Origin of the sequence: Nocardioides lianchengensis, assembly GCF_900101465.1 — a bacterium.
GTDB classification, from domain to species: domain Bacteria; phylum Actinomycetota; class Actinomycetes; order Propionibacteriales; family Nocardioidaceae; genus Nocardioides; species Nocardioides lianchengensis.
On record NZ_FMZM01000001.1, the window covers coordinates 465,024 to 490,800 of the forward strand.

The 25,777-nt window shown below is 72.7% G+C and carries 29 protein-coding genes; 15 read left to right on the forward strand and 14 right to left on the reverse strand.

Annotated features, from left to right (window positions below; all coding sequences use genetic code 11):
• Positions 1 to 12 precede the first annotated feature (12 nt).
• The 3 genes from BLT76_RS02305 to BLT76_RS02315 form a co-directional block, all read right to left on the reverse strand.
• Positions 13 to 2,124 (reverse strand): glycosyltransferase, encoded by a 2,112-nt coding sequence (locus tag BLT76_RS02305; protein ID WP_211752671.1) that lies wholly within the window; start codon positions 2,122 to 2,124, stop codon positions 13 to 15.
• A gap of 137 nt (positions 2,125 to 2,261) precedes the next feature.
• Positions 2,262 to 3,413, reverse strand: coding sequence for a hypothetical protein (locus BLT76_RS02310; protein ID WP_090850327.1), 1,152 nt, complete (start codon positions 3,411 to 3,413; stop codon positions 2,262 to 2,264).
• Positions 3,414 to 3,569: 156 nt separating this feature from the next.
• On the reverse strand, positions 3,570 to 3,908 hold the full coding sequence (locus tag BLT76_RS02315; protein ID WP_090850330.1) for a hypothetical protein: 339 nt from the start codon (positions 3,906 to 3,908) through the stop codon (positions 3,570 to 3,572).
• 25 nt (positions 3,909 to 3,933) lie between these two features.
• On the opposite strand from BLT76_RS02315, the gene BLT76_RS02320 reads away from it, so the two are divergent.
• Positions 3,934 to 4,290 carry a hypothetical protein gene (locus BLT76_RS02320; protein ID WP_090850332.1) on the forward strand — a complete coding sequence of 119 codons (357 nt, stop codon included), beginning with the start codon at positions 3,934 to 3,936 and terminating at the stop codon, positions 4,288 to 4,290.
• A 260-nt stretch (positions 4,291 to 4,550) separates the two neighbouring features.
• On the opposite strand, the gene BLT76_RS02325 is transcribed toward BLT76_RS02320, so the two are convergent.
• A complete protein-coding gene (locus BLT76_RS02325; RefSeq protein ID WP_090850334.1) occupies positions 4,551 to 5,192 on the reverse strand; it encodes an FMN-dependent NADH-azoreductase in 642 nt (213 codons plus the stop codon).
• Positions 5,193 to 5,284: 92 nt separating this feature from the next.
• Here BLT76_RS02325 and BLT76_RS02330 point away from each other — a divergent pair, with 92 nt between their 5' ends.
• Positions 5,285 to 5,779, forward strand: a complete 495-nt coding sequence (locus tag BLT76_RS02330; RefSeq protein WP_211752674.1) for a MarR family winged helix-turn-helix transcriptional regulator — start codon at positions 5,285 to 5,287, stop codon at positions 5,777 to 5,779.
• On the opposite strand, the gene BLT76_RS02335 is transcribed toward BLT76_RS02330, so the two are convergent.
• Positions 5,776 to 6,633 carry an alpha/beta fold hydrolase gene (locus BLT76_RS02335; RefSeq protein ID WP_090850336.1) on the reverse strand — a complete coding sequence of 286 codons (858 nt, stop codon included), beginning with the start codon at positions 6,631 to 6,633 and terminating at the stop codon, positions 5,776 to 5,778. The two genes, BLT76_RS02330 and BLT76_RS02335, sit on opposite strands and share 4 nt — an antisense overlap.
• A gap of 104 nt (positions 6,634 to 6,737) precedes the next feature.
• Between BLT76_RS02335 and BLT76_RS02340 the strand changes: the two genes are divergently transcribed.
• The 5 genes from BLT76_RS02340 to BLT76_RS02360 all read left to right on the forward strand — a co-directional run bounded on the left by BLT76_RS02340 (position 6,738) and on the right by BLT76_RS02360 (position 11,569).
• Positions 6,738 to 8,153, forward strand: a complete 1,416-nt coding sequence (locus tag BLT76_RS02340) for a M15 family metallopeptidase (RefSeq protein ID WP_170866906.1) — start codon at positions 6,738 to 6,740, stop codon at positions 8,151 to 8,153.
• Positions 8,154 to 8,171: 18 nt separating this feature from the next.
• A complete protein-coding gene (locus BLT76_RS02345) occupies positions 8,172 to 9,182 on the forward strand; it encodes a carboxypeptidase-like regulatory domain-containing protein (protein ID WP_090850340.1) in 1,011 nt (336 codons plus the stop codon).
• 10 nt (positions 9,183 to 9,192) lie between these two features.
• On the forward strand, positions 9,193 to 9,615 hold the full coding sequence (locus tag BLT76_RS02350) for an HIT family protein (RefSeq protein ID WP_090850341.1): 423 nt from the start codon (positions 9,193 to 9,195) through the stop codon (positions 9,613 to 9,615).
• A gap of 40 nt (positions 9,616 to 9,655) precedes the next feature.
• Positions 9,656 to 10,411 (forward strand): SDR family NAD(P)-dependent oxidoreductase, encoded by a 756-nt coding sequence (locus BLT76_RS02355; RefSeq protein WP_090850343.1) that lies wholly within the window; start codon positions 9,656 to 9,658, stop codon positions 10,409 to 10,411.
• Positions 10,412 to 10,549: 138 nt separating this feature from the next.
• Entirely contained in the window at positions 10,550 to 11,569 is a 1,020-nt protein-coding gene (locus BLT76_RS02360) for a DUF3048 domain-containing protein (RefSeq protein ID WP_090850345.1), read from the forward strand.
• Between the two features lie 150 nt (positions 11,570 to 11,719).
• Here BLT76_RS02360 and BLT76_RS02365 read toward each other — a convergent pair whose 3' ends face one another.
• Positions 11,720 to 12,418, reverse strand: coding sequence for a TetR/AcrR family transcriptional regulator (locus BLT76_RS02365; protein ID WP_090850347.1), 699 nt, complete (start codon positions 12,416 to 12,418; stop codon positions 11,720 to 11,722).
• 132 nt (positions 12,419 to 12,550) lie between these two features.
• Between BLT76_RS02365 and BLT76_RS02370 the strand changes: the two genes are divergently transcribed.
• Both BLT76_RS02370 and BLT76_RS02375 read left to right on the forward strand, forming a co-directional pair.
• Entirely contained in the window at positions 12,551 to 13,081 is a 531-nt protein-coding gene (locus BLT76_RS02370) for a hypothetical protein (RefSeq protein WP_090850349.1), read from the forward strand.
• A 40-nt stretch (positions 13,082 to 13,121) separates the two neighbouring features.
• A complete protein-coding gene (locus tag BLT76_RS02375) occupies positions 13,122 to 13,676 on the forward strand; it encodes a YqgE/AlgH family protein (RefSeq protein WP_090850351.1) in 555 nt (184 codons plus the stop codon).
• On the opposite strand, the gene map is transcribed toward BLT76_RS02375, so the two are convergent.
• The gene (gene map, locus BLT76_RS02380) at positions 13,669 to 14,460 is read right to left on the reverse strand and encodes a type I methionyl aminopeptidase (RefSeq protein WP_090850353.1); all 792 of its coding nucleotides are present in this window, start codon (positions 14,458 to 14,460) and stop codon (positions 13,669 to 13,671) included. The two genes, BLT76_RS02375 and map, sit on opposite strands and share 8 nt — an antisense overlap.
• An 81-nt stretch (positions 14,461 to 14,541) precedes the next feature.
• On the opposite strand from map, the gene BLT76_RS02385 reads away from it, so the two are divergent.
• The 4 genes from BLT76_RS02385 to BLT76_RS02400 all read left to right on the forward strand — a co-directional run bounded on the left by BLT76_RS02385 (position 14,542) and on the right by BLT76_RS02400 (position 17,697).
• The gene (locus BLT76_RS02385; protein ID WP_090850355.1) at positions 14,542 to 14,814 is read left to right on the forward strand and encodes a helix-turn-helix domain-containing protein; all 273 of its coding nucleotides are present in this window, start codon (positions 14,542 to 14,544) and stop codon (positions 14,812 to 14,814) included.
• Positions 14,815 to 14,865: 51 nt separating this feature from the next.
• Positions 14,866 to 15,144: a DUF3039 domain-containing protein gene (locus tag BLT76_RS02390; RefSeq protein ID WP_090850357.1), complete on the forward strand. Its 279-nt coding sequence runs from the start codon at positions 14,866 to 14,868 to the stop codon at positions 15,142 to 15,144.
• Entirely contained in the window at positions 15,141 to 16,955 is a 1,815-nt protein-coding gene (locus BLT76_RS02395; RefSeq protein ID WP_090850359.1) for a DEAD/DEAH box helicase, read from the forward strand. Before BLT76_RS02390 ends, BLT76_RS02395 begins: the two co-directional genes overlap by 4 nt.
• Before the next feature lie 76 nt (positions 16,956 to 17,031).
• Entirely contained in the window at positions 17,032 to 17,697 is a 666-nt protein-coding gene (locus BLT76_RS02400) for an IclR family transcriptional regulator (protein WP_090850361.1), read from the forward strand.
• Here the strand turns inward: BLT76_RS02400 and BLT76_RS02405 are convergent.
• Positions 17,669 to 18,151 (reverse strand): Lrp/AsnC family transcriptional regulator, encoded by a 483-nt coding sequence (locus BLT76_RS02405; RefSeq protein WP_244509212.1) that lies wholly within the window; start codon positions 18,149 to 18,151, stop codon positions 17,669 to 17,671. The genes BLT76_RS02400 and BLT76_RS02405 overlap by 29 nt on opposite strands.
• Before the next feature lie 94 nt (positions 18,152 to 18,245).
• On the opposite strand from BLT76_RS02405, the gene hppD reads away from it, so the two are divergent.
• Positions 18,246 to 19,439, forward strand: coding sequence for a 4-hydroxyphenylpyruvate dioxygenase (gene hppD / locus BLT76_RS02410; RefSeq protein WP_090850836.1), 1,194 nt, complete (start codon positions 18,246 to 18,248; stop codon positions 19,437 to 19,439).
• Positions 19,440 to 19,448: 9 nt separating this feature from the next.
• Here hppD and BLT76_RS02415 read toward each other — a convergent pair whose 3' ends face one another.
• From BLT76_RS02415 to BLT76_RS02435, 5 genes are all read right to left on the reverse strand, one after another.
• On the reverse strand, positions 19,449 to 20,117 hold the full coding sequence (locus BLT76_RS02415; RefSeq protein WP_090850366.1) for an SIMPL domain-containing protein: 669 nt from the start codon (positions 20,115 to 20,117) through the stop codon (positions 19,449 to 19,451).
• 22 nt (positions 20,118 to 20,139) lie between these two features.
• Complete coding sequence (locus BLT76_RS02420; protein WP_244509213.1) at positions 20,140 to 21,363, reverse strand: MFS transporter; 1,224 nt, start codon at positions 21,361 to 21,363, stop codon at positions 20,140 to 20,142.
• The gene (locus tag BLT76_RS02425; protein ID WP_244509214.1) at positions 21,360 to 21,791 is read right to left on the reverse strand and encodes a MarR family winged helix-turn-helix transcriptional regulator; all 432 of its coding nucleotides are present in this window, start codon (positions 21,789 to 21,791) and stop codon (positions 21,360 to 21,362) included. The genes BLT76_RS02420 and BLT76_RS02425 overlap by 4 nt, the downstream gene beginning before the upstream one ends.
• A gap of 133 nt (positions 21,792 to 21,924) precedes the next feature.
• Entirely contained in the window at positions 21,925 to 22,200 is a 276-nt protein-coding gene (locus BLT76_RS02430) for a DUF4873 domain-containing protein (protein ID WP_090850370.1), read from the reverse strand.
• A complete protein-coding gene (locus tag BLT76_RS02435) occupies positions 22,200 to 22,892 on the reverse strand; it encodes a TetR/AcrR family transcriptional regulator (protein ID WP_170866907.1) in 693 nt (230 codons plus the stop codon). Before BLT76_RS02435 ends, BLT76_RS02430 begins: the two co-directional genes overlap by 1 nt.
• A gap of 72 nt (positions 22,893 to 22,964) precedes the next feature.
• Here BLT76_RS02435 and BLT76_RS02440 point away from each other — a divergent pair, with 72 nt between their 5' ends.
• The gene (locus tag BLT76_RS02440; protein ID WP_090850374.1) at positions 22,965 to 23,846 is read left to right on the forward strand and encodes an AurF N-oxygenase family protein; all 882 of its coding nucleotides are present in this window, start codon (positions 22,965 to 22,967) and stop codon (positions 23,844 to 23,846) included.
• 57 nt (positions 23,847 to 23,903) lie between these two features.
• Here BLT76_RS02440 and BLT76_RS02445 read toward each other — a convergent pair whose 3' ends face one another.
• Positions 23,904 to 25,655, reverse strand: a complete 1,752-nt coding sequence (locus tag BLT76_RS02445) for a fibronectin type III domain-containing protein (protein WP_090850377.1) — start codon at positions 25,653 to 25,655, stop codon at positions 23,904 to 23,906.
• Positions 25,656 to 25,777: the final 122 nt, after the last annotated feature.

A 25,777-nucleotide genomic window follows, 5' to 3' on the forward strand; every position in this document is an offset into this window, starting at 1 on the left:
CGGGGAACCGTGTCACGAGCGACCGGCCGTCCGAGCGGCGCCTGCGTAGATCGTGCTCAACCGGGCGGCCATGGTCTGCACCGTGAAGTCGGCGCGGACCCGTTCCGTGGCCCGGTCGATCCGGTCCTCCTGGCCGGGTGCGGCAGCGAGGTCGAAGGCGGTCCGGATCGCGCGGGCGACCTCGTCCGGACGGCGGGTGTCGACGAGGACGCCGGTCACCCCGTCCTCGAGGTAGGTGGCGGGTCCGCCGGCGGCCGGGCCGACCACCACCAGCCCCGAGGCCAGGGCCTCGACCAGCGCGAGCCCGAACTCCTCCTTCAGGCTGCTGCACACGTACACCCCGGCGGCGCCGTTCCCGCCCGCCCGGCCGGCCCGGGCAGCCGCCAACCAGACCGCGACCACGTCGTTGGGTCGATGCCCCGGCATCAGCAGACCTGCCGCGGCCCCCGGGGAATGCCCCAGCACCTCGGCGATCAGGTCGAGCTGCTCGCGTTCGTCCGGGGAGGGATCGTCGAGGTCTCCGCCGACGATCAGCAGGTTGCTCCGCTCGACCAGCTCGGCATCTCCGGCCCACGCCTCGACCAGGGTCGCCATCCCCTTGACCCGGTGCAGGCGCCCCACGCTGACCACCAGCGGCAGCCCCCTGCGGTGCGCGGGCAGCGTGGCGACGAGCGCGTCGAGCTCGGCCAGCGCTCGACCGGGTACGCCGGGCCGCTCCAGCTCGGCCGCGGCCGCGGCGCTGACCCTCAGGTCGACGCCCTCCGGAACGACGGTGAACCGGTGGGGCTCGTCCGCCACGTCGAGACCGAGCAGCTCGCGCATGTCGTGCTGCAGCTGGGGTCGGGGGAAGAGCACGAGGTGGGCCGCGTCCTGGGTCAGTCGCTGCACGAGGCGCGCGCGGAACCAGTAGTGCTCCCGTGCGTCCTCGGTCCCGAAGTTGCCCCGGTGCAGGTCTCCGGTCATGTCCAGGGCCTGGATGACGGCATGCGGGTCGGGCGCGAGCGTGAACACGACCGGGATGCCCAGCTCCCGGGCCACCTCGGCCGCGGCCAGGCTGCCCACCTCGGCCATCCGCAGGTGCAGCACGTCGACGTGGTGCGTCCGCAGCAGGCGACGGATCCCGCGCTCGGCCGCGACCCGCGACGGCCAGGCCTGAGCGGCGGAGGCGGCCTCGGTGAGCAGGGGCACCGGGGTGAGCAGGTGCCCCTCGCCGGGGGTCAGCGCGTCCAGGGCGGCCTGGGCGGTGCCGCGGGAGAGGGTCAGGACCCGGCCGATTCCGGGCTCGGTCGCGAGGGCGTCACCCAGGCGCACCAGCAGGGTGGCGACGCCCCCGTTGTCCCCGGCGCCCGCACGGCTGAGGTCGCGGTCGATGTCGGCGTGCAGGAAGAGCTGGGCGACGGTCAGGCCCGGGGCCGCGCCGACACGCTCGACGGCGCCGATGCCCAGATCGGTCGCGGCGAGACGGGCGACGGTCCCCAGGTCGCCGGTGGCCGTGCTGAGCTCACGGACCGCCGCCACCGTGGCGGCGTCCGCCGGGCGGTCGCCGAGGGCGGCGACGGCGGTCAGCCGCACGCTCAGGTGCTCGCCGGGGTCGACGGCCAGCGCGTGCAGCGCGCGTCCGGCGATCGGGCCGGGCACCAGGCCGAGGGTCTCGACCAACCTGCTCCGGACGTCCGGCCCGGCCGGCCCGGCCAGAGCACCCTCGACGGCGAGCGCGACCTGCTCCGGCGCGGACGCGGCCCACCGGGCGAGCGTGCGCTGGGCGAGGACGGCGGAGAAGCCACCGCCCACCACCACCCCGACCAGGCGGCCGATCGCGTCGAGGCGAGGCAGCCGGGCCTTCAGCGCCCAGCTCGCGTGCTCGCGCAGGAACGGCCGCGGGTGGGAGAGCAGTTCCGTCAGCACGGCGTCGGCCCCGTCGTCGAAGACCCGGGCCAGGGCGTGGACGGCCGCCACCGCGGTCAGCTCGTCCCGCTCGTGGATCACCGCGGCGAGCAGCCGCACGGACTCCGGTCCGCCCTCGCCGCCGGCGGCGGTCGCGAGACGGTCACCGCTGCGCAGCACGTCGACCACGAACGGTGCCTGCTGGACCTCGTCGAGGGCGCGCCGAAGAGAAAGGGCCACATCTCGCATTCGAGGACGGTGCCCGATCGGATGCCGGGGACCGACTGGTCTGGACCAGTCGGCCCGGTCCGTCGGCTCACGCGGACCGGGACACCTCCGGTCCCGTCCGACGAGATCGAGGGGCGGGGGCGTCGGTCCTACGGACCGACCCCGCCGGTCAGTGCCTCGTGCCGCGCGACCTCGGCCGTCCGCTCGGCCTCGGTCCGAGGCGGCGCTCCCTCGTGCCAGCGCTCCTTCGTCTGCAGCGCCCAGAACGCCGCGACGTGGGCGATCATCCAGAGCTCGATCCAGAAGACCGCGTGATCGAGGTACCACGAGGGGCCGGCGTCGCAGGCCTTGGCGAGGAACAGCAGCCCGGCGACGAGCAGCATCGCGCCGGCCTGTCCGACGTACGTCCTGGCCCACGGCCGGCTGGCGGTCGGCGACAGCGCCGGATCGCCCAGGCATGCGTTGAGGATCCGGAGGCGGACCCGGTGGAACGGTCCGCGACCGTCGGGACCCCGCCGGGTGCGGCCGCAGTGCCGCGTGATCCCGACCCACAGGATGCCGAGCGTGATCAGCACGAACATGACGACGGCGGACGTGAAGTGGACGTGCTCGTAGAACCAGCTCGCGCCCCCGGGGGTGCGATCGCGCACGTAGAACTGCCAGGTCCCCAGCAGCCAGAGGACGGAGGCCAGACCGAGGGGCAGCCAGTAGGTGAGCGGGCTCGCGGCGACGAGTGACCCCGCCTGCTCGCGGCCGGACCGTCGGGCACGCCGGCGGGACAGGAGACCCGCGATCGCGAGGACCAGGAGGAACAGCCCGACCACGGCCAGATAGGTCCGCATGTTGTTGGTGATCGCGGCGTTGGTGGCCGCCCGCGCGGCGGCGCTCGCCTCGGCCGCCTGCTGGTCGCTCAGGGGATGCTGCGCGGGCGGGTCGGTGACGCACAGCAGGTCGTTCTTGGCGGGGATGAACGCGACGACGGGTGCCAGGAGACCCGCCAGGTTGAACAGTGTGTCCTCGATGGCCGTCTTGCCCCATAGCGCGACGAGCACCAGTCCGATGGCGCACAACGAGCCGACGAAGACCGTCCGCGCCGGGGAGTAGTAGTAGGCGCTGATCGAGCCCTTGAGGCACCAGTCCGTGCGCTGCGACTCCAGCAGGAGCGAGAGCAGCAGCATCACGATGACGCCGACCACCGACAGGCGCAGGAAGCGGTAGGTCCGGAGGGCGACGGCGGGGACCGGACGCTCCGGCAGGTCGTCGGCGGTCGGTGCGGCGTCGCTCATGTCGGTCGGGGGCATCGCGGCACTCTCCTCGCCCGGCCATCCGGGAGTCGGTCCGAGCGGTGCCAGTCGTCCCTGGCGCCGGCGGATGACCGGAGTGTCGCGCGTGCGGAGGGATCGAGGCCCAGAAGTCGGCGAACGACCTCCGTCTTGGGTATCGCGGACCGGGTGCGCTCAGGCCGGCTCGACCGTCGGGTACCCCGGCTCCCAGCGGTACGTCGACGGCGCGTCGGGGGAGTCGTGCCGGTAGACCGGTCGGCCGCGGATGCACAGTCCCCAGAAGATCGTGCGCCCGCAGACCAGGCAGCCCAGGAACGTGACGATCGTGTACTTGGTGTCCGCGACGAGCAGGTCGACCATCTCCTCGAGTGGTACGTCGGCCGCCAGGACCCGCATCCGCCCGTCCGCGACGCGGCCCTCCAGGTTCGCCTGCGTCGCGGCGAGGTCGAGGTGGCCGTCCGGCGCGCCGACCGCGACGGTCTCGCAGCAGGGACAGGGGGACGTGGCGGCCATCGCCTCGGATCCTAGGCTCGTCGGCATGCAGTTCGTCGTGCTCGCCGACAGCGACTGGGGCGCGCCGACCGCCGAGGAGGAGGCGGCCGGCTGGCGGTGGACCTACCGGGTCGACGTCGCCTTCGCGGGTCGGGACAGTCGCGTCGCGGTGTCACAGACGGCTCCGAAGGAGAACCACGCGGCGGTGCTGGGTCTCGCCGAGGCGCTGTCGCCGTCGTGGGCGGAGCACCGCACCCGGGCCGGGGCGGACTGGCTGGGCCCCTGGCTCGAACGGTTGACGACGACGCGCGGCTGGCGGGCGCGAGGCGTCGAGCGCGGGCTGGTCGCCGAGTTCGAGCGCCGCCACGGGCGGCGGCCCACGTCGTACGACTGGGACGTCTGAGGCTTGAGCGCGACGACGGCCGCCCCCGAGAGGGGGCGGCCGTCGTCAGGTGGTCGGCTCAGATCTTACGACCGCCACGGACCCGTCCGAGGATGAACAGGACGAGCGCAACGATCGCGAGGATGATCAGGATGGTCCACAGCATGGGGGTGACTCCTTGCAGTCGATGACTCGGACGCGTCCGGATGGTGCGACGGGAGTCGCCCGGATGTCCGCTGTCGACCCCGGTGCCCGACTGCTCACTCCCTGAAACGCCTGCGTCAGGCGGAGTGCCGCGCGGCCAGGTCCGCACCCGACTTGCTCGCCTGCTCCTCGGCGGTCGAGCGCATCTCGGCGGCCAGGTCGGCGAACGCGTCGAGGGCGGGGTTGACGCCGACCAGGGTCAGCTCGCGCTCGATGAGGGTGAGGTCGGCGCCCCAGACCTCCTCGATCACGCGGCGCAGGTAGTCGACGCTGTGGTCCCAGCCCTCCTTCGGGGTGCCGGGGCCGTAGGCGCCGCCGCGGGTGACGATGAGCGTGACCGGCTTGCCGGCGAGCAGCTCGGTGCCGTGCGGGGCGCCGGCGATGGCCAGGTCGATCCAGGTCTTCACGTGCTGGGAGACGCCCCAGTTGTAGAGCGGCAGCGCGAGTACGGCGGCCTCCGCCGACCCGAGCTCGTTCGCGACCTCGTGGGCCAGCGCGACGGCGGCGCGCTGGGCGTCGGTGCGGTCGGCCTCGGGGGTGAAGTTCCCGCCGATCGCGGTCGCCCAGGCGTCGGACGGGAGCGGCTCGGAGCCGAGGTGGCGGGTGACGACGGGGACGTCGGGGCGAGCGGCGACGAAGTGCTCGAGGACCTGGTCGGCGAGCGCGCTGCTCGCGGAACGGTCTCCCTGGATGCTGGCGTCGACACGGAGCAGGGTCATGGCGGGGTCTCCTGGAGGCTGTGACTTGAATGTTCAATACGAAGGTAGACCAGGTCGAGTTGAATGTTCAAGTCGCCCGGTAGGATCGCCCTGTGACATCACCCACCGAGGCCGCCGAGGACGTCGCCTGGCTGAGCGACGCCCAGCTCGTGGAGTGGAAGTCCCTCATGGCCCTGCTGATGACCCTGCCGCCGGCGATCGACGCCCAGCTGAAGCGGGAGTCCGGGCTCAACACGTTCGAGTACCACGTACTGGTCGCTCTGTCGGAGTCGCCGGAGCGGTGGCTGCCGATGAGCGACCTCGCGGTGGTCGCCCAGGGGTCGCTCTCGCGGCTCTCGCACGCCGTCGGTCGCCTGGAGCAGGCCGGCTGGGTGACGCGACGCGCCTGCCCGGGCGCCGGCCGCCGGGTCAAGGCCCACCTGACCGAGGCGGGGATGGCCAAGCTGGAGGACGCCGCACCCGGTCACGTCCGCGAGGTGCAGCGCCTCGTCGTCGGGCGACTCACGCCCGAGCAGCTCGCCGCCCTCGGTGAGGCGGCCCGGGTGATCGTCGACGCGACCGAGCCGCGCTGCACCGAGCACCTCTAGCCCGCGAGTACCTCGCGGAGTCGGTCGGCGAACGCCTCGACGTGCGGCTCGCGGTCGGAGAAGCCGTCGTGTCCGCCCGGGAAGACCACCGCCTCCCGACCCAGCAGCTCGGCCAGCGCCTCGCTGGTCCGGCCCGTGATGTAGCCCGCGGACTCCTCGCCCACGGCCACCACGAGGCGGGTGGGCGCGGCAGAGAGTGCCGCGACGTCGGGACGGTACGCCGTGATCGCGTCCGAGACGCCCGACATCAGCGGGTCGGTGCGGGTGCCGTCGTCGCCGTCCGGCAGACCGAACGCGACCGGGTCGGGGACCGGCTGGGCGTCGTACTCGTCGGTGAACGGGCCGCTCCACGAGGTGAGCCCGATGAACGCGGCCAGCCCGTGTCCCCAGCCGCGCTGGTGGTAGACCGCGTGCGCCGCAGCCTCGGCGGCGAACGCCCGCTCCGCGTCCGGGAGTACGGCGAGCAGCGGCGGCTCGTGCGCGACCAGCACGGTCACGTCGCGGGGGTGGGCCGCGACGAGCGCGAGCGCGCTGACCGCGCCGCCGCTGCTGGCCAGCATCTCGACCGGGCCGGCGCCGAGGGCCGCGATGACCGCGTGCTGGTCCTCGGCGTTCTGCTCGGCGGTGTTGACCAGGCTGCCGTCGGTCCGGACGCTGCGACCGAGACCGCGGGGGTCGTAGGTCACCACCGTCCGGTCGGGGAGCAGTGGGACCAGGCTGTCGAAGCCGCTCGCGTCCATGGGGGCGCCGACGCAGAACAACGGCGGTCGCCCGTCGGTCGTGGGCAGCGGCCCGTGGACGTCGTAGGCGAGGGTGCCCGCGGGTGTCTCGAGGTGGTGGGTGGTCGTCGTCATGGTCTGGTCGACCTCGTCAGCAGGCCGGAGTCATCGGTGCGCAGGCGTCTCGCCTCGGCGGGGGAGCGGAGTGGGCCGAGGACGCTCGGGGCACTATGACTGCCATGCATCTCGGGCGTCACCTGTTCCTGGTCCTCCTCTCCCTCGCGGTCGCGCTCGGCGTCCTGGCGGCCCCTGCGTCCGCGGCCACGCCGACCACGCTGACCGTTGCGGCGCCAGCCGCCGCGGCCGACGCGAGCACGGTCGTCGGAGTGGACCTGCGCACCTCCGCCGGCCAGCCGGTCGTCGGAGCGCCGGTCGTCCTGGAGCGTCAGGTGAAGGGGGCCTGGCAGCAGCTCGGCACGCTCACCACCGACGGGGCCGGGCACGCCCAGGTCTCGGCCCGGGTCAGCCGGACGGCGGCCGACAACGTCTTCCGGGCGTCGTACGCCGGCGACCCGACGTACGACGCCGCCACGGGCGTCGGTGCCGCGGCGATCGCGCGGCGTGCGACCCGGGTGACCCTCGCCGGCCCGAAGCGGGTGGAGGACGGTCGCACCGTGACGGTGCGGACCCGGTGGCTGGCCACGGACGGCACCCCGGTCGCCGCGGGTCGGGTCACCCTGCTCCGCCGGGCGCCGGGCACGAAGAGGTGGCGCCGGGTCACCACGCTGACCACCGACGCCCAGGGCCGGGCGACCTACCGCTCGCGCCCGCGCGTCGACACCGCCTGGCTGGCCAAGGCCGCGACCAACGACTGGGTGAAGGGCGACACGAGCGCCAAGCTCCGGGTCGACAACCGTCCGCCCGGCCAGCGGGTCCGGCTGCCGAAGGGTGCCCCGCGTCCGCGCGTGAAGCTGCCCCGTCAGGCCCGGGCCGTCGGCCGGGGCGCCAATGTCTCGATCACCCCGATCTCCGACCGCGTCTGGGCGAGCATGACCGGCCGCTCGTGGCACGCCGGCTGCCCCGTCGGTCGCGGGGGGCTGCGCCTGGTCAAGGTCAACTACTGGGGCTTCGACGGCTACCGCTACCGCGGTGAGCTGGTCGCCGCGACCAGCGCGGCCGACAACATGGCCGGCGCGCTCGCGGAGATGTACCGCCGCGGGCTGCAGATCCGCTCGATGTACCGCGTCGACCGGTTCGGCTGGTCGGGCAAGCTGCAGGGCGCCGACGACTACAAGTCGATGGCCGCCGGCAACACCTCGGCCTTCAACTGCCGCTGGGTGGTGGGTCGGCCGGGCGTGCGCTCGCCGCACACCTACGGCCGCGCGCTGGACGTCAACACCTGGGAGAACCCCTTCCGCTCCGCGAAGGGCGTGGTCCCGAATGGATGGTGGGCCGGCCGGTCGCATCCCCGCGTCGCCTGGCGCTCGCGCAACCACGTCGTCGTCACGATCATGGCGAAGCACGGCCTGCGCTGGACCTACGGCACCAGCGACAGCCAGCACTTCGACGTCGTCGGCTCGTCCCGGGTGGCCGCGCGCGCGAACCTCAGCCCCCGGGCCCTGCACCCGCAGTGCGGCGGTTTCGTCTGCGAGTAGAGGGGGATCGTGGGGCCTATGCGTCGCACCCTCCTCGTCCTGACCACCTCGCTCGCCCTGACCGTCCCGGTCCTCGGCGTCGCCCCGACCTCGGCCGCGTCGTACGACGGGGCGCCGGCGGTGGAGGCGCGCGCGGACGCCGAGGCGGTGACCGGCCGGGTCACCGACGCGGCCGGGAAGCCGATCGAGGGCGTCAGCGTCTACTTCCGCACCGAGCCGGGTCGGTCCGTGCAGACCGACGCCGACGGCCGCTACGACTCACGGGACGACGAGTTCCTCGACCTGCAGCCCGGCCCCGTCCTGATCGACTTCGACAAGTGGGGCGACACCCTCGACGACCCGGTCTACTGGTCGCAGCAGGTCCAGGTGACCGTGGTCGCCGGGCAGGCGGTCCAGCGCAACGCGACGCTCGCGGTCCGGCCCAGCGCGGTGTTCACCGTCCGCGACGCGGCGGGTCGCCGAGTCGTCAACGCGCCGCTGACCATCCAGGTGCGCGACGTCGATTTCAACGGCGGGCAGTGGGGGCCGATCCAGTCGGGGCCGCACACCACCGACTCGACCGGGCGCTACCGGTTCACCGCCGGCTTCGACGAGGTCCGCTTCCAGGTGGGGCTGCCCGCCGGCCACCGGGGTGCGGAGGTCCCCGAGTGGTGGGAGAACGCCTACTCGTTCGCCACCGCGCGGTCGCTGACCTTCCCCAGCGGCGTCGCCCTGCGCCGGGACCTGTCGGTGCAGCTCGGTCCGGCGCCCCGGAAGGCGTTGAGCCCGTCGCGGCCCGTCGTCCGGGGCAAGGCCCGCGTGGGCCGCACGCTCCGCGCACGTCCCGGGACCTGGCGCCCGGCGCCGGTCCGGCTGACCTACACCTGGTTCCGCGGCGCGAAGCGGATCCCGGGCGCCACCAAGGCCACCTACCGCGTGATCCGCAAGGACGTCGGCAAGAGGATCAGCGTCCGGGTCACCGGCCGCAAGGCGGGGTACACGAGCGCGTCGCGGACCAGCGCGAAGACGATCAAGGTACGACGGCGCTAGCGTCGCCGTCGTGAGCGAGGCGAGATCCTGCGTCTTCTGCGCGATCGTGGCGGGGGAGACCGAGGCCGACCGGGTCCTTGAGACCGAGGACCTGGTCGCCTTCCTCGACCAGCGGCCGGTCTTCAAGGGCCACGTCCTGCTCGTCCCGCGCGAGCACGTCGTGACGCTGCCCGACCTCCCGGCGCGTCTGCGCGACGGCTTCCTGGCCGCCGCTCAGCGCCTCGCGACCGCCGTCGTGGACGGGCTCGGCGCGCAGGGCAGCTTCGTGGCGATGAACAACACCGTCAGCCAGTCGGTCCCGCACCTGCACCTGCACGTCGTCCCGCGCACCAAGGGCGACGGGCTCCGCGGCTTCTTCTGGCCGCGGACGTCGTACGTCGATCTCGCCGAGCGGGGGGAGTACGCCGCGCGCCTGCGAGCCGTCCTAGAGTGACGGTCGTTACCGGCCAGTCACCGCCAGAGGAGCTCACACCATGGGTCGTTTCGACGGACGCGTCGCAGTCATCACCGGAGCCGCGCGCGGCATCGGCTTCGGGACCGCCCAGCGGTTCTCCGAGGAGGGCGCGGCGGTGGCGATCGTCGACCTCGACGAGTCGGCGGCGGCCGAGGCCGCGGGGAAGCTGCCCGGCACGGCCGTCGGCATCGGCGCCGACGTGAGCGACAAGGCCTCCGTCGACGCCGCGATCGCGCGGGTCGTCGAGGAGCTCGGCGGGATCCACGTGCTGGTCAACAACGCCGGCGTCACCCGCGACAACCTGCTGTTCAAGATGACCGAGGTCGACTGGGACCTGGTGATGGGCGTGCACCTCAAGGGCGCGTTCCTGATGACCCAGGCCGCTCAGAAGCACTTTGTCGAGCAGCGCTACGGCAAGGTCGTCAACACCTCCAGCACCTCCGCGCTCGGCAACCGCGGCCAGGCCAACTACTCCGCGGCCAAGATGGGCCTGCAGGGCTTCACCCGCACCCTCGGCATCGAGCTCGGCCCGTTCGGCATCAACGTCAACGCCGTCGCGCCGGGCTTCATCGCCACCGAGATGACCGACGCCACGGCCGCCCGGCTGAAGATGGACGTCGACGAGTTCCGCCGGCTCAATGCCGAGAACAACCCCGTCAAGCGCGTCGGCGAGCCCGCCGACATCGCCGCCGCGGTCACCTTCCTGGCCAGCGACGAAGCGTCGTACATCACCGGCCAGACGCTGTACGTCGACGGCGGCGCCACGCTGGGCTAGCCCGGACGGGACTCGCGTGTCGACGCTCTCCGGGCGTCCGTCCCTGGCGCGCCTCCCCGCTCGCGGCCCGGTCGCGCCGCACACTCGAAGTCGACCGCGTCTGTACACCTTCCCCCTCGAACGAAACGGAGCTCCCTCGTGCGCCGTGCCCGCGTGCTCGCCTCGACCGTCGTCGCCGCCAGCCTCGTCCTCTCCGCGTGCGGGGGCGACGACAAGAAGTCCGACGACGAGAAGGGCCCCGGCGCCCAGGAGATCGCGGGCGGCTCCGTGCTCGACGCGACCTGGCCGCTGACCGGCCTCCCGGTGAAGGGCGAGCAGAGCGCCGCGCAGGAGCACCCGGTCATCGTGGCCAAGATCGACAACACCGCGTCGAGCTCGCCGCAGCAGGGCCTGGGCAGCGCCGACCTGGTCGTCGAGGAGCTCGTCGAGGGCGGGGTCACCCGGCTCGCGGTGATGTTCTACTCGAAGATCCCCGGCGAGGTCGGTCCGGTCCGCTCGATGCGGGCCAGCGACATCGGCATCGTGAAGCCCACCGGCGCCACCGTCGTCACCAGCGGTGCGGCCGGCGTGACCATCGGCCGGATCAACAAGGCCGGCATCAAGTTCATCCAGGAGGGCGGCCCGGGCTTCTCGCGCAACAGCTCGCGCAGCGCGCCGTACAACCTCTTCGCGAACCTGAAGCAGACCGTCAAGGCGACCGAGGTCGACGAGGCGGCCCGCCCCGACGACTACCTCCCCTGGGGCGAGGCGGCCGACCTGCCGCAGGGCCAGCCGGCGAAGACCCTGGCCGCGTCGTTCGGCAGCCACACGACCAACTGGACCTACGACGGCAAGAAGTACGTCAACGAGAACACCTTCGCCGCCGAGGGCGACGAGTTCCCGGCGGACACGGTGCTGGTGCTCCGGGTCAAGGTCGGCGACGCCGGCTACACCGACCCGGCCGGCAACCCGGTGCCCGAGACCAAGTTCGAGGGCCGGGGCCAGGCGCTGCTCTTCCACGCCGGCCGCCTGGTGCGCGGCACCTGGACCAAGAAGGGCGTGGGCGACACCGTCTCCCTGGCCACCAAGGCCGGCGAGCTCACCGTCCCCGCCGGCAAGACCTGGATCGAGCTGGTCCCGGTCGACGCCGCCAACGGCGACGTCACCGTCGGGCAGTAGGTCTCGATACGCCCGCTCGTTCCTCGCGGGCTACTCGACCACCGAAGGCCCGCGCCGTCTGCGTTCCTCGCGGGCTACTCGACCACCGAAGGCCCGCGCCGGGCTCGTTGGTCTCTCTCGCGAGCGCCAGCGAGCGTATCGAGACCCCGACTAGCTGGACTCGGAGCGGCCCGAGGGGAGCTCGACGCCGGCGTCGGCGAGGGCCTGGAAGCCCTGCAGGATGAAGGTGATCGCGGTCTCGACGCGCTCGGCGGCGGCGATCGGGTCCTCCGCGCTGGAGACCGTCTCGCCGGCCGAGGACATCGCGCCGAAGAAGATCCGCGAGAACGTCTGCAGCATGTCCTCGTCGAGCTCCCAGGTGCCGGCGGAGATGACGGAGCGGACGATCTCGAGGACGTTGGCGAACGTCGAGCGCTCCTCCTGCTCCCGGTAGCGCTCGTAGCCGAGGACCGACGGGCCCTCCTGGATCACCACCCGGCGGTAGCGCGGCTCCTGGACGACGGTCAGGAACGCCCGCAGGCCGGCCAGGGCCTTCTCCCACGGGTCCTTCTTGCCGCGCAGCGCCTTCTGGATGGCCCTCGACGCGTCGGTCTCGACCCGCTCGAAGACCGCCTCGAAGAGGGCCTGCTTGCCGCTGAAGTGGTGGTATAGCGCGCCCTTGGTCACCCGGGCGCCGGCGACGATCGCGTCCAGCGAGGTGGCGGCGTAGCCGTGCTCGGTGAACAGGCTCTCGGCCACGTCGACCAGCGCCCGCTTGGTGGAGGCGGAGTACTGCTGCCGGCGGCTCGCGCCGGGCACCGAGACGCCGGGGACCTTCGGCACCAGCTTGGAGACGGTCGACTTCGGCATTCCGACAGCATAGAACCGACCGTCGGTACGGCGTGTTCGGCATCACGCGAACGGGGTTTGCGTACCGTCGGTATGCCTCCGTACTCTGGGTACGTACTCACGGTATGTGAGCCACCTCCCGAGGAGCCGACCATGACCTGGAAGTCCCTTCCGAACCGCGGTGAGACCCTGCGCGCCGTGACCGCCGAGGCCGACCGCCGCCTCGACGGCGTCCTGCCCACCGACGTCGAGGGGGTGTCCGACACCTTCCCCGACGACCTGGCCCTGCTCGGTGCGCTCCAGCTGCGCTGGCACGCGCGCCTCTCCGGCCGGATCGAGCGCGAGCTGCTGCTCCACCAGCCGATGGACCTGGAGGCGGCGGTGGTCGCCGCGTGGCGAGCGGCCGCGGCCGACCTGCCCGGCACCCGCGCGATCATCGACCGGCACCGCGACCACCCGACCGACGAGGCGATGGCCGCCGCCGTCGCCAAGGCGACGGCCAAGGAGCACGCCATGCTCGCGGTCGCCGCCGGCCTGGCCGGCCCGCAGGACGCGGCCGCCGCGCGGATCGGTGCCCGCCTCGAGTCCGATGCGCGGGCGACGTACGTCGTGCCGCAGCGGGTGCGTGCGCCCCGGCGACGCGCGACCTTCCTCGACCGCCTGCGCTCGGTCCTCGCCGCCTGATCCCGGTGCCGCTCTTCCGCGGCGGTGCGAGGATGGGTCCATGACCGAGCTGGGCGCGGGGATGCTGCTCGTGGCGACACCCGCCCTGGTGGACCCCAACTTCGCCGCCACCGTGGTGCTGATCCTCGACGCCGACGAGGAGGGCGCGCTCGGCGTCGTCCTCAACCGGCCGTCGCCGGTGCCGGTCTCCGAGGTGCTGATGCCCTGGGACGAGGTGGCGAGCGAGCCCGAGGTGCTCTTCCTCGGTGGCCCGGTCGGCACCGACGGCGCCCTCGCCCTCGCCCTGCTGCGTGCGGACGAGTCGCCGGTCGGCTTCCGGAGCATCGTGGGTCGCCTCGGCCTGCTCGACCTGGACACGCCGGTCGAGCTGCTCGGGGCCGGTGTCGAGCAGCTCCGGATCTTCGCCGGGTACGCCGGTTGGGGTGCCGGCCAGCTCGAGGGCGAGATCGACGAGGGCAGTTGGTACGTCGTCGCCGCCGAGGCCCCCGACGTGTTCCGCTACGACCCCGTCGACCTCTGGCGCGACGTGCTCCGCCGCCAGCCCGGCGACCTGGCCATGCACTCCACCCGGCCGAGCGACCCCGACCTCAACTGAGGGGCGAGAGGCCCCGGGTTGGCAGGGTCAGGATCTCGGCGCCGTCCTCGGTGATGGCGATGGTGTGCTCGCTGTGCGCGGTCCGGCAGCCGGTCGCGCTGCGCAGCGTCCAGCCGTCTGGATCGGTGACCAGCTGGTCGGTGTCGGTCATCACCCAGGGCTCCAGGGCCAGCAGTAGGCCCGGGCGGAGCCGGAATCCGCGTCCGGGGCGGCCGGTGTTGGCGACGTGCGGGTCCTGGTGCATGGTCGAGCCGATGCCATGCCCGCCGTACTCGGTGTTGACGGCGTAGCCGGCCTCGGCGAGGACCGTGCCGATGGCGTGGGAGAGGTCGCCGACGCGGGCCCCGGGACCGGCGGCGGCGATGCCGGCGGCCAGGGCGCGCTCGGTCGTCCGGATGAGCCGCAGGCTCTCGTCGGCCCGGGCGGTGCCGACCACGAAGCTGATCGCGGCGTCGGCGGCGACCCCGTCGAGGACGACCGCGAGGTCGAGGGTGAGCAGGTCGCCGTCGGCGAGGGTGCGGTCGTGGGGTCGTCCGTGCAGGACGGCGTCGTTCACGGCGGTGCAGACGTGGTGGCCGAAGGGTCCGCGCCCGAAGGAGGGGGCGTAGTCGACGTAGCAGGACTGGGCGCCCGCCTCGTCGATCAGCCGCGCGGCCCACCGGTCGAGGTCGAGCAGGTTCGTGCCGACCGTCGCCTGGGCCCGGAGGTCCTGCAGGACGTCGGCGACGAGGGTGCCGGTCGCGCGGGCGCGCTGCACCTTCGCGGGGCTCAGGATCTCGATCACGGGGTCGCCTCTCGCGTGTGTCCAATAACTATCCCGGCCATGTTATCCCAGTACAGATATCCCGGTACTACTATCGGATCCATGGTCCGCCTGCCCCTCACTCCCGCCGAGGTCGAGCGCGGACGCCGCCTCGGCGCCCTCCTGCGCCGCGCCCGCGGGGACCGGTCGATGCTGCAGACCGCGCTCGCCGCGCGGATCTCCCCGGAGACGCTGCGCAAGATCGAGTCGGGTCGGGTCGCCACCCCGGCCTTCACCACCGTCGCGGCCGTCGCCGCGGTGCTCGACGTGTCGCTCGACACGCTGTGGGCCGAGGTCGACCGGAACGACGCGCAGGACGCTGCCGCGACCGGGTAGCGCTGGGACGCGGGGTCGGTTCCACGGCCCCGACTGCCGTACCCTGGGGCCGTGAGCACCATCGGATTCGGGACCGGCACCGCCGTCGACGAGCGGGTCCGCGAGGACCGCCGTACCGTCCCCACGGACGACGGCGACCACGAGCGGTTCTCGCACTACGTCGACAAGGACAAGCTCACCGAGGCGATGGTCATGGGCACGCCCGTGGTCGCGCTGTGCGGCAAGGTCTGGGTGCCCAGCCGCGCCCCGGAGAAGTACCCCGTCTGCCCGGACTGCAAGGAAGTCTGGGAGTCGATGAACGGCGACGACGGCTCGGGTCCCGCCGAGTGACCGGGCGTCACGAGGACGCCGACGCCCCCCTGCCCACCGCGCTGACCCCGGCCTGGCCGGAGCGTGCGGCGTGGGGCACGGCCGGTTCGCTGCGCGCCTGGCAGGCAGCGGCGATGAAGAAGTACTTCGACGAGCAGCCGCGCGACTTCCTCGCGGTCGCGACGCCGGGCGCCGGCAAGACGACGTTCGCGCTCTCGGTCGCGGCCGAGCTGCTCGGGCGCCGGATCGTCGACCGGCTGATCATCGTCGCGCCCACCGAGCACCTGAAGACCCAGTGGGCCGAGGCGGCCGCCCGCGCCGGCATCCCGATCGACCCGACGTACTCCGCCGGCAAGGGCAAGACCTCGGCCGACTACGTCGGCGTCGCCGTGACCTACGCCGGCGTCGCGGTGAACCCGCTCGCGATGCGGATCCGCGCCGAGCGGTTCAAGACCCTGGTCATCCTCGACGAGGTCCACCACGCCGGCGACGCGCTCTCGTGGGGCGAGGGCGTCCGCGAGGCCTTCGAGCCTGCCACCCGCCGGCTGTGCCTGACCGGCACCCCGTTCCGCTCCGACATCAACCCGATCCCCTTCGTCACCTACGTGCCGGGGCCCGACGGGATCCCGCGCTCGGACGCCGACTACTCCTACGGGTACGCCGACGCGCTGGCCGACCACGTGGTCCGGCCGGTGCTGTTCATGGCCTACTCGGGCGACATGAGCTGGCGCACCCGCGCCGGCGACGAGATCGTCGCCCGGCTCGGCGAGCCCCTGACCAAGGACCTCACCAACCAGGCGCTGCGCACCGCGCTGGACCCCAAGGGCTCCTGGATCCCGTCGGTCCTGGCCGCCGCGGACAGCCGGCTCACCGAGGTGCGCCGCCACGTCCCGGACGCGGGCGGCCTGGTCATCGCCACCGACCAGGAGTCGGCCCGGGCGTACGCCGGCACGCTGAAGCAGATCACCGGTGAGTCGGCCACCATCGTGCTGTCCGACGAGAAGCTGGCCTCGAAGCGGATCGCCGAGTTCAGCGGCAACGACAAGCGGTGGATGGTCGCGGTCCGGATGGTGTCGGAGGGCGTCGACGTACCCCGTCTGGCGGTGGGGGTCTATGCGACGACGACCTCGACGCCGCTGTTCTTCGCCCAGGCCGTCGGTCGCTTCGTGCGCTCGCGCTCGCGCGGCGAGACCGCGTCGGTCTTCCTGCCGAGCGTGCCGGGCCTGCTCGGGTTCGCCTCGGAGATGGAGGTCCAGCGCGACCACGTGCTCGGCAAGAAGGTGCGCGACGAGGACGACATCTTCGCGGCCGAGGACCGGCTCCTGGAGCAGGCCAACCAGGGGGAGTCGGCCTCCGACGAGCTGAACCAGTCCTTCGAGGCGCTCGGGTCCGAGGCGCGCTTCGACCGGGTCCTCTTCGACGGCGGCGAGTTCGGCCACGCGGGCGAGGTGCACGTCGGCTCCGAGGAGGAGATGGACTTCCTCGGCATCCCCGGCCTGCTCGAGCCCGACCAGATGCGCCAGGTCCTCCAGCAGCGGCAGACCGACCGGGCCAAGAAGCAGAAGACCGCGATGTCGGCCCGTGCGGACGCCGCCAGGGAGGCGGTGGACGAGGTCGCCGAGGTGGCCACCCATGAGCAGTTGGCGGTGCTGCGCCGCGAGCTGAACGGGCTGGTCGCCGCGTGGTACCACCGCACCGGCACGCCGCACGGGATGACCCACGCCCGGCTGCGCAAGGAGTGCGGCGGCCCCGCGGCGGCGGTCGCCAACGCCCAGCAGCTCGCCACCCGGATCGACCGGGTCCGCGAGTGGGCGATCAAGAAGACCTCCTAGGCCCGGCTCTCACCTGTCGAGATGCCCCTGGGGGTGTCACGGTCGCGGATACCGACGGTATGTCAGACTCGTGCGCATGCCCGCCGAGACCTCTCAGACCCTCGACCGCGGGCTGCGCGTCCTCTCGGTGCTGGCCGGGTCGCCCGGCGGCTTGACGGTCACCGAGCTGGCGGCGCGGCTCGAGGTCAACCGCACGGTCGTCTACCGACTGGTCAGCACGCTCGAGCAGCACGCCCTGGTCCGCAAGGACGCCCGGGGTCGGCTGCACGTCGGGCTCGGCGTCCTGCATCTCGCCTCGGCGGTCCAGCCGGCCCTGCGCGACGTCGCCGTACCCGTGCTGCGCCGGCTGGCCGAGGAGGTCGGTTGCACGGCCCACCTCACCGTCGCCGACGGGGAGGAGGCGCTCGCGCTCGCGGTCGTCGAGCCCTCGTGGACCGACTTCCACGTCAGCTACCGCGTCGGTGCGCGGCACCCGCTCGTGCAGGGTGCGGCGGGCAAGGCGATCCTGGCCGGTCGCGAGGGGAGCGTCGTCAGCACGGAGGAGCGCGAGGCGGGCTTCGTCGTGACGACCGGCGAGCTCCAGCCCGGCGCCCGCGGGATCGCGGCACCGGTCCGCGGCATGGACGGCTTCGAAGCCAGCGTCGGGGTGGTGACCCTGGGCGATCTCGACGCCGCGACGGTGGGAGCTCACGTGCTCTCCGCCGCGGCCGCGCTCAGCGACCAGCTGGCCTCGTCGGCCTGACCAGCGGCAGCGTGCGGTAGCCCACCTGGGTGGCCAGCGCGATCACCGTCGAGGAGCGGGTGATCGCCGCGTCCGAGAGGACCAGATCGATCACCCGCTGCAGGTCGGTGTTGCTGCGGGCCACGACGCGCACCCACAGGTCGCCGGCCCCGGTGATGGTGTGCGCCTCCAGTACCTCGGGGATCCGCGCCAGGTGGGCGCCGACGGCGTCGTGGCCGCCTCCGCCGGCGGTGTCCTGGCGGATCTCCAGGGTCAGGAACGCCGTCACCGGGTAGCCCAGGGCCGCGGGGGAGAGGTCCGGCCCCCAGCCGGTGACCACGCCGGTCGCCGCGAGCCGGTCGAGGCGGGCCTGGACGGTCCCACGGGCCACGCCGAGCCGCCGGGACGCCTCGAGCACGCCGACCCGCGGCTCGGCGGCGAACAGCTCGACCAGCCGAGCATCCAGATCGTCCACCGGTCGACCTCCTAGGTCGTCACAGACTGGACAGATTGCCCAGCCGGTCGTCGTACTGTTGCACAGGGTGCGTGACGGCGGCCACGCTGCGCCCATGACGCTGACACCGGACGAGATCAGGGCCGACCTCACCCACGACCAGCTGCGCCAGCTGGTCGGCCTCGTGGAGTACGACGCCGCGGGCGACGTCTTCCCGGTGACCGGCTGGGACGCGATCGTCTTCGTGGTCGGCAACGCCACCCAGGCCGCGCACTACTACCAGTCGGCCTGGGGCATGGAGCTGGTCGCGTACGCCGGCCCCGAGACCGGCCAGCGCGACCACAAGTCGTTCGTGCTCAAGTCGGGCTCGATCACCTTCGTCCTCAACGGGGCGGTCGACCCCGACAGCGCGCTGGCCGACCACCACCGCCGGCACGGCGACGGCGTCGTGGACATCGCCCTCGAGGTGCCCGACGTCGACCGTTGCATCGCGCACGCCCGCTCCGTCGGCGCCCGCGTGGTCCGCGAGCCCGAGGACGTGACCGACGAGCACGGGACCGTCCGCGTGGCCGCGATCGCGACGTACGGCGAGACCGTGCACACCCTCGTCGACCGGAGTCGGTACGACGGCCCGTACCTGCCCGGTTACGAGCCCCGCAGCGGGGGCTGGGTCGCGCGCGATGGCCAGCCGCGCCGGATCTTCCAGGCGCTCGACCACGTCGTCGGCAACGTCGAGCTCGGCCACATGGACGAGTGGGTCGACTTCTACAACCGGGTGATGGGCTTCGTGAACATGGCCGAGTTCGTCGGCGACGACATCGCCACCGACTACTCCGCGCTGATGAGCAAGGTGGTCGCGAACGGCAACCACCGGGTGAAGTTCCCGCTGAACGAGCCGGCGGTCGCCAAGAAGCGCTCGCAGATCGACGAGTACCTCGAGTTCTACCGCGGTGCCGGCGCCCAGCACCTCGCCGTCGCCACCGGCGACATCCTGGCCTCGGTCGACGCGCTGCGCGCCAACGGCGTGGAGTTCCTCAACACCCCGGACTCCTACTACGAGGACCCCGAGCTCCGCGCCCGGATCGGGGAGGTCCGGGCGCCGATCGAGGAGCTGCAGAAGCGGGGGATCCTGGTCGACCGCGACGAGGACGGCTACCTGCTGCAGATCTTCACGAAGCCGCTGGGCGACCGGCCCACGGTGTTCTTCGAGCTGATCGAGCGGCACGGGTCGCTCGGCTTCGGCAAGGGCAACTTCAAGGCGCTCTTCGAGGCCATCGAGCGGGAGCAGGACAAGCGCGGGAACCTCTGAGCCGGGTGCTCAGCCCGTGACGAACCGGGCGTCGACGCTGGCCGAGACCGCGATGTCCTCGGGCGTGAACGACAGGCCGTCGGGCTCGGCCGCCTTCGCGGCGCGCGAGTAGGCGATCCCGGTCGCGCCGCTCTGGGCGCTGCTGTGGTCGCCGAGCATCCCGGGGTCGGCGAGGGCCACGCAGCGGACCGGACCGAGGTCGAGGGCGTCGGCGTACTCCTGGGCCTTGCGGCGGGCGTCCTCGACGGCCCGGGCCCGCACGGACTGCACGGCGCCCCGCTTGGTCTGCTCGGTCAGCGCCCACTCGAGGCCGTCGATGCCCACCCCCGGGTACGTCGCCGCCGCCTCGACCCAGCGCGCGAGCTCCTCGAAGTCGCGGAACTTCGCCCGGGTGGTGGTCTGCGCGTGGTGGACGAGCGGCTTCTGCTCGCCCTTGTCGTTGAACGGCCGGCGAGACCAGACCCGCAGCCGGTCGGTCGCGAGCCAGGTGACCGGACCGGCCTCGGGGTGGTGCCGCAGCCGGAGGCCGGCGACGAGCTTGTTGGTGCCGTCGGTCGTGCGGGCGACGACGGCGGCCCGCTCGGGGCCCTCGAAGCCGACCGAGACGGTCACCGTCGCCCGCTCGGCCGGGTGGAACGCGTCGTGGCTGCCCTGGACGGTGATCACGGTCTCCGACATGCGGCCAGTCTGTCAGGACCGGTCAGGCCAGGTCGCCGACCAGCTCGGCGTCGGCCTCGGCGGGGGAGTGCGGGGCCGGCGCGCCGTGCAGGGCCCGGTCGATGGTGCGCGAGCCGGTCGCGACGATCACGACGCCGACGGCGACCGCGGCCGCGCCGAACCAGAACGGCGCGTGCACGTCGACGTGCTCGGCGAGCTTCAGCGCCACGAACGGGCCGAGGGCGCCGCCGGTGAACCGCACGAAGGAGTACGCCGCGGACGCGACCGGTCGCTCGACCGGGGCTGCGCCCATGACGGCCTCGGTGACCAGGGTGTTGGTCACCCCGAGGAAGGCCCCGGCCACCACGATGCCGACCGCGACGGCCGCCTGGTGCTCGGCGAGCACGGCCATCGCCGCGAGGTCCAGCGCGAAGAGCGCCAGGACGGCGGTCAGCGACGGCAGGGTCCCGAAGCGGCGCTGCAGCACCGGGGCCACCGCGACCGAGAAGACGGCCAGCAGGATGCCCCAGCCGAAGAACGTCCAGCCGATCTGCATGATGTCGAAGTCGGGCAGCGCGAACGGCCCGGCGGCCATCAGCGTGAAGAAGCCCAGGTTGTAGAAGATGGCGACCAGCGCCAGGAGCAGCAGCGCCCGGTGCTTCAGCGCCCGGAACGGATCGGCCAACGACGTACGGCGTCCGCTCGGCGGGGTGCTCGGCAGGAAGAACGCGGTCGCGAGCAGGGCCAGCGTCATCAGCACGGACACGCCGAAGAACGGGGCCCGCCAGGAGTGCTCGCCGAGCAGGCCGCCGACCAGCGGGCCGGACGCGATGCCGAGGCCGAGGGCGGCCTCGAACAGGATGATCGCCTGGGCGACCGACCCGCTCGACGCGCTGACGATGGTGGCCAGCGCGGTCGCGACGAAGAGCGCGTTGCCCAGACCCCAGCCGGCGCGGAAGCCGATCACGGCGCCGACGCTGCCCGAGGCGCCGGCCAGGCCGGCGAAGACGATGATCAGGACCAGACCCGCGAGCATCGTCCGCTTCGGGCCGATCCGGCTCGACACGACGCCGGTGACGAGCATGGCGATGCCCATCACGGCCATGTAGCTGGTGAACAGCAGCGACACCTGGCTCGGCGTCGCCTCCAGCTGGGCGGCGATCTCCTTCAGGATGGGGTCGACCAGCCCGATGCCCATGAAGGCGATGACGCAGGCGAAGGCGACCGCCCAGACGGCGCGGGGCTGCTTGAGGAGTGGGGCGCTCACAGGTGTCCTCTCTCGGGGGTGGGGTCGAGGACGCTGCGCAGCACGGCGACCGCCGTGGCGAGGTCCTCGGGGGAGTGTCGGTCGAGCGCGTCGAGCCGAGCGGCCACTGCCTCGCCGTTGCGGCGGCGGACCCGGGCCAGCTCGGTGCGACCGGCGTCGGTGAGTCCGACCAGGCTGCTGCGCGCGTCGTCGGGGTGCGGCTGCTTGTCGACGAGGTCGCGCGCCAGCAGGTCGCGCACCGCGGCGGTCGTCGTCGGCTGCGAGGTCCGGTCGGCCGCGGCGAGCGCGGTCACCGTGCTCGGACCCAGCTCGTCGAGGATCGACAGCAGTCGCAGGCCGGCCGGCAGCTCCGCGCTCCGCCGTACGGCGCGGACCAGGCGGGCCGCGTAGGTCACCAGGTCGCTGGCCAGATCGATGTCGGTGCTCACGCCCACCAGGTTACATAGGAAGCCTATGTAAATCCAAGCAGGAGCTTCCCGGCCTTTCCAGGACATTCCTGGGGGATGCGTTGCCCGGGAACGTCCTACTTCCCCGGTGATCCGGGAAAGTAGGACACCACGCTCAGAACGGCGGCCGCCCCACCCCGGCGACCCGCAATCGCCCCCACGGATCGACGTCGGAGAGCCGCCCGTCGGCGCTGCCGTGGGGCGTGGTGACGGTGACGTCGGCGCCAGAAGAGAGGTCGACCGGCGCGAGTCGGCCGCACCAGTGGAACCGCCCGTCGATGGGCTCGAAGTAACCGCGCAGGACGGCGGTGGTCTCGACCGTGCGGTCGCCGGCGACCAGGGTGACGGCGCCGTCGTACTCGTCGTGCTCGTGCTGGGGTGAGTCGGGCATCACGACCTCCGGGTGATCGGGGAGACGGAGTCCGGGACCAGGCCCGGTGCGTCGAGGGCGGACAGCGGGACGCCCAGCTCGGCGGCGGTGCCCTCGAGGGCGTGGAAGACGAAGGCGGTGAGGTAGCGCCCGACGGCGGTGCGGGTCATCGTCTGGCGCGACAACCACCACTCGCCGGTGGCCAGGCCGAGGCCGACCAGGCCCTCGGCCCAGGGCTCCGCGCCGGCGGCGTCGACGCCGAGCTCGCGCAGGGTGTCACCCAGGACTCGGGCGAAGGTGGCGGCGATCCGGGCCTTGCCGTCGGCGAGCGGGTCGCCGTGTCCGGTGCGGTGGCGGACCAGCAGCAGGAACACGTTGGGGTGCTCCTCGATCGCGCCGAGGTAGGCGTCGACGCCGCGCTCGACCCGGTCGCGCACCGACGCCTCGGTGAGGATCGCGGCCAGCAGTCGGTCCATCACCTCGTCGGCGCCCCACTGGCCGACGGCCGCGTAGAGCTCGTCCTTGTCGGCGAAGTAGCGGTAGAGGACCGGCTTGCTGACCCCGGCCTCGGCCGCGATCGACGCGACGCCGACGTCGGGTCCGTGCGCGTCGATCGCGCGGACGGCGGCGTCGACCAGCTCGGCTCGCCGTACCTCCCGGTGGGCGTCCCAGCGCGACGAGCGGCCGTCGGGGGCCTTGCCTTCACGTGCCATGTGGGTCAGTCTAGCCATAGCCGTTACCGCCAGTAACAGTTAAGAGCGGTAACACCGACCCCAGGGAGTCCCATGGCCACCGTCGACGCCGTCCCCGACCGGCTGCTCAAGTCCAGCGCCCGCCAGTCCTACGACCCCGAGGTCGACCTGGACTGGGACGCGCCGCTGGTCGACGGGCTCTGGTTCATGCAGCCCGAGCGGGTCTCGCTCTACGGCACCCCGATGTGGGACGCGATGAGCGAGGAGCAGCGCATCGAGCTCTCCCGCCACGAGGTCGGCAGCATCTCCAGCGTCGGGCTGTGGTTCGAGCTGATCCTGATGCAGATGATGGTCCGCGACCTGTACGACGCCGACCCGACCAGCAGCCGGATGCACTACGCGCTGACCGAGGTGGCCGACGAGTGCCGGCACTCGACGATGTTCGGCAAGGCGATCGACAAGGTGGGCGTGCCGGCCTACGGGCCGGCGCCGCGGATCCATCGGCTCGGTCGGCTGATGAAGACCGTCGGGGTGGGCGTGTCGGCGTACGCCTCGATCCTGGTGGCCGAGGAGATCCTGGACCGCTGGCAGCGCGAGCTGATGAGGGATGAGCGGGTGCAGCCGCTGGTGCGGATGGTCTCGCGCATCCACGTGCTGGAGGAGGCGCGGCACATGACCTTCGCCCGCGACGAGGTCGAGCAGATGCTGCCCCGGCTCAACCGGGTCCAGCTGGCCTGGCACCAGGCGATGCTCGCTCAGACGGCGTTCATGGTGGCCCGCGCCCTGGTCAACCCGCAGGTGTACGACGCCGTCGGGCTGGATCCGCGCGCCGCCCGTCGTACCGCCCTGGCCAACCCGCACTACCAGGACACGATGGCCTGGATGGGCGAGAAGGTGACCGGCTACCTCGACGACCTGGGTCTGGTCCCGGGGCACCAGCGCGGCCTGTGGCGCCGGTCCCTGCTGGTGCGCTGATCGGGACGCACGACGGGCCGGCACCCCGAGGTGCCGGCCCGTCGTGAGGGGAGTCGGTCAGCGCAGGCGGACCTGGAAGGCCAGCCGCGTGGCCGGCGACCAGCCCGCGGAGTTCTGCGCGGTCACGGTCACCACGTGGCGGCCGTTGCGCAGCTTCGCGCGCGCCACGGCGAGCGAGCGCTGGTTGGCGCGGACCGTGCGGTTGACCAGCACCTTGTTGCCGCGCTTGACCACGATCCGGTAGGCCCGGACCGGCGCACCGCCGGTGACCCGGGGGGCCGACCAGCGGATGGTACGGCGGGCCGCGGTGCGGCTCCCGGAGACCTTGATCGCGCCGACCCGGCCCGGTGCCTTGGTCGCGGGGACCGTCGGGGTCGGGTTCGGGGTCGGGTTGGGGGTCGGGTTCGGCGTGGGCTCCGTGGTCGGGTCGGTCGGCTCCGGGACGATCGGCGCACCGCTGGCGTCGGTGGTGCGGACCGTCTTGGTGCCGTCGGCCTTCTTGGTGATGACGACGCCGTCGTGGAACTTGCCGTCGGCGGTGCGGGCCTCGTAGCGGATCTTGTCGCCGTCGACGTCGATCAGCTGGTAGAGCTGGTTGAACTCGGAGGCCTTCTCGAGCTGGGCGCCGTTGCCGGTCCAGTTCTCGCCGGCGTTGAGCTCGTACATCTTCTGGCCGGAGACCGAGACGACGTACACGGTGCCGTGGTGGACGCCCGAGACGCCGGACGAGGCGTTCGTCATGTTGCCGCGACCGTAGGTGTGGTCGTGGCCCTGGAGGACCAGGTCGACCCCGTGCTTCTCGAAGATCGGGTTCCAGAGGTTGCGGACCACCTGGTTGTCGCGGGTGCTCGTCATGGCGAAGACCGGGTGGTGGAACGTGACGACGCTCCACTTGCCCGGGTTCTCCTCCAGGGCGGCGTCGAGGAACGCGGCCTGCGCCTGCATGGCCGCGGTGTCGCCGCTGGGGTTGGAGTTCAGGGCCACGAAGCGCACGCCCTGGTAGTCGGTGTAGTACGCCGTCTCCGGGTGGGCCGCGTCGAGGGCCGTGGGGCCGTTCTTCGGGAACTCGAACTGCTTGTCCCAGTACTTCGCCAGCGCGCCGCTCTGGTACTCGTGGTTGCCGGGCACCGCGATGCTGTTCACGCCGCCGTTGATCCAGCCGGCGGCGTCGAACCACTCGCCCCACTCGTTGTCGCGGTTCGCGACGTCGACCAGGTCACCGGCGTGCACGATCAGATCGGCCTGCGGGCGGTCGGAGAAGGCGCGCCGGAAGACGCGCGAGACGTGCTCGTGGACGTAGTTCTGCGCGTCGCCGTAGTAGATGAACGAGAACGGGTCGGCCTTGTCGGAGGCCGTCTCGAACTCGTACCAGGCACTCCAGTTGACGCCGTCGCCGACGCGGTAGAGGTACTCGGTGTCGGGCGCGAGGTCCGCGAAGGTGACGCTGTGGAACTTCACCGGGAAGCCGAGGTCGGCCTGGATGGCCTCGACGGCGGGCGCGTTGATGGTCAGCGCCGCGCTCTCGAAGTCGGGGCCGGGGGCCATCGGGGCGATCTGGGCCTGGGCCGTCGAGACCTCGCTGCTGGTGCGCCAGGTGACGGACTGCGACGTGGCGGGGGTCGCCGTGGGCGTCAGGATGACGCGGTCGGGCAGAGCCGACGGAGCGTGCCGCTCGGCGTCGGGGTAGAGCACGGGGCCGTCGCTGGTCGCCTGGGTGGCGAGGCCGACGCTGAGGGCGCCGACGCCCACGACGGCGGCGGTGACCTGGGCCGCGAGCCGCTTGCCGGGCTGCGGTCGAGGGAGCTTCATGAAGGGGGTTTCCTTCCCGATCGAGAGGGGGGTTGATCCGTGTCAACCTGTCGAGACGGGCTGAATGGTCGGGGCCGTCCGGCCACCAGCAGGTAAAGAGATTCCGAACTTCGGGCGCTGGA

Bases quoted from the DNA above. Each gene is read 5' to 3' on its own strand.
- BLT76_RS02400 (WP_090850361.1), top strand. From the start codon at position 17,032: ATGCCCGCCGAGACCTCTCAGACCCTCGACCGCGGGCTGCGCGTCCTC.
- BLT76_RS02415 (WP_090850366.1), bottom strand. From the start codon at position 20,117: ATGTCGGAGACCGTGATCACCGTCCAGGGCAGCCACGACGCGTTCCAC.
- BLT76_RS02325 (WP_090850334.1), bottom strand. From the start codon at position 5,192: ATGACCCTGCTCCGTGTCGACGCCAGCATCCAGGGAGACCGTTCCGCG.
- BLT76_RS02430 (WP_090850370.1), bottom strand. From the start codon at position 22,200: ATGCCCGACTCACCCCAGCACGAGCACGACGAGTACGACGGCGCCGTC.
- BLT76_RS02435 (WP_170866907.1), bottom strand. From the start codon at position 22,892: ATGGCACGTGAAGGCAAGGCCCCCGACGGCCGCTCGTCGCGCTGGGAC.
- BLT76_RS02340 (WP_170866906.1), top strand. From the start codon at position 6,738: ATGCATCTCGGGCGTCACCTGTTCCTGGTCCTCCTCTCCCTCGCGGTC.
- BLT76_RS02355 (WP_090850343.1), top strand. From the start codon at position 9,656: ATGGGTCGTTTCGACGGACGCGTCGCAGTCATCACCGGAGCCGCGCGC.
- BLT76_RS02370 (WP_090850349.1), top strand. From the start codon at position 12,551: ATGACCTGGAAGTCCCTTCCGAACCGCGGTGAGACCCTGCGCGCCGTG.
- BLT76_RS02440 (WP_090850374.1), top strand. From the start codon at position 22,965: ATGGCCACCGTCGACGCCGTCCCCGACCGGCTGCTCAAGTCCAGCGCC.
- BLT76_RS02445 (WP_090850377.1), bottom strand. From the start codon at position 25,655: ATGAAGCTCCCTCGACCGCAGCCCGGCAAGCGGCTCGCGGCCCAGGTC.
- BLT76_RS02375 (WP_090850351.1), top strand. From the start codon at position 13,122: ATGACCGAGCTGGGCGCGGGGATGCTGCTCGTGGCGACACCCGCCCTG.
- BLT76_RS02345 (WP_090850340.1), top strand. From the start codon at position 8,172: ATGCGTCGCACCCTCCTCGTCCTGACCACCTCGCTCGCCCTGACCGTC.
- BLT76_RS02320 (WP_090850332.1), top strand. From the start codon at position 3,934: ATGCAGTTCGTCGTGCTCGCCGACAGCGACTGGGGCGCGCCGACCGCC.
- BLT76_RS02315 (WP_090850330.1), bottom strand. From the start codon at position 3,908: ATGGCCGCCACGTCCCCCTGTCCCTGCTGCGAGACCGTCGCGGTCGGC.
- BLT76_RS02365 (WP_090850347.1), bottom strand. From the start codon at position 12,418: ATGCCGAAGTCGACCGTCTCCAAGCTGGTGCCGAAGGTCCCCGGCGTC.
- BLT76_RS02310 (WP_090850327.1), bottom strand. From the start codon at position 3,413: ATGCCCCCGACCGACATGAGCGACGCCGCACCGACCGCCGACGACCTG.
- BLT76_RS02335 (WP_090850336.1), bottom strand. From the start codon at position 6,633: ATGACGACGACCACCCACCACCTCGAGACACCCGCGGGCACCCTCGCC.
- BLT76_RS02385 (WP_090850355.1), top strand. From the start codon at position 14,542: ATGGTCCGCCTGCCCCTCACTCCCGCCGAGGTCGAGCGCGGACGCCGC.
- hppD (WP_090850836.1), top strand. From the start codon at position 18,246: ATGACGCTGACACCGGACGAGATCAGGGCCGACCTCACCCACGACCAG.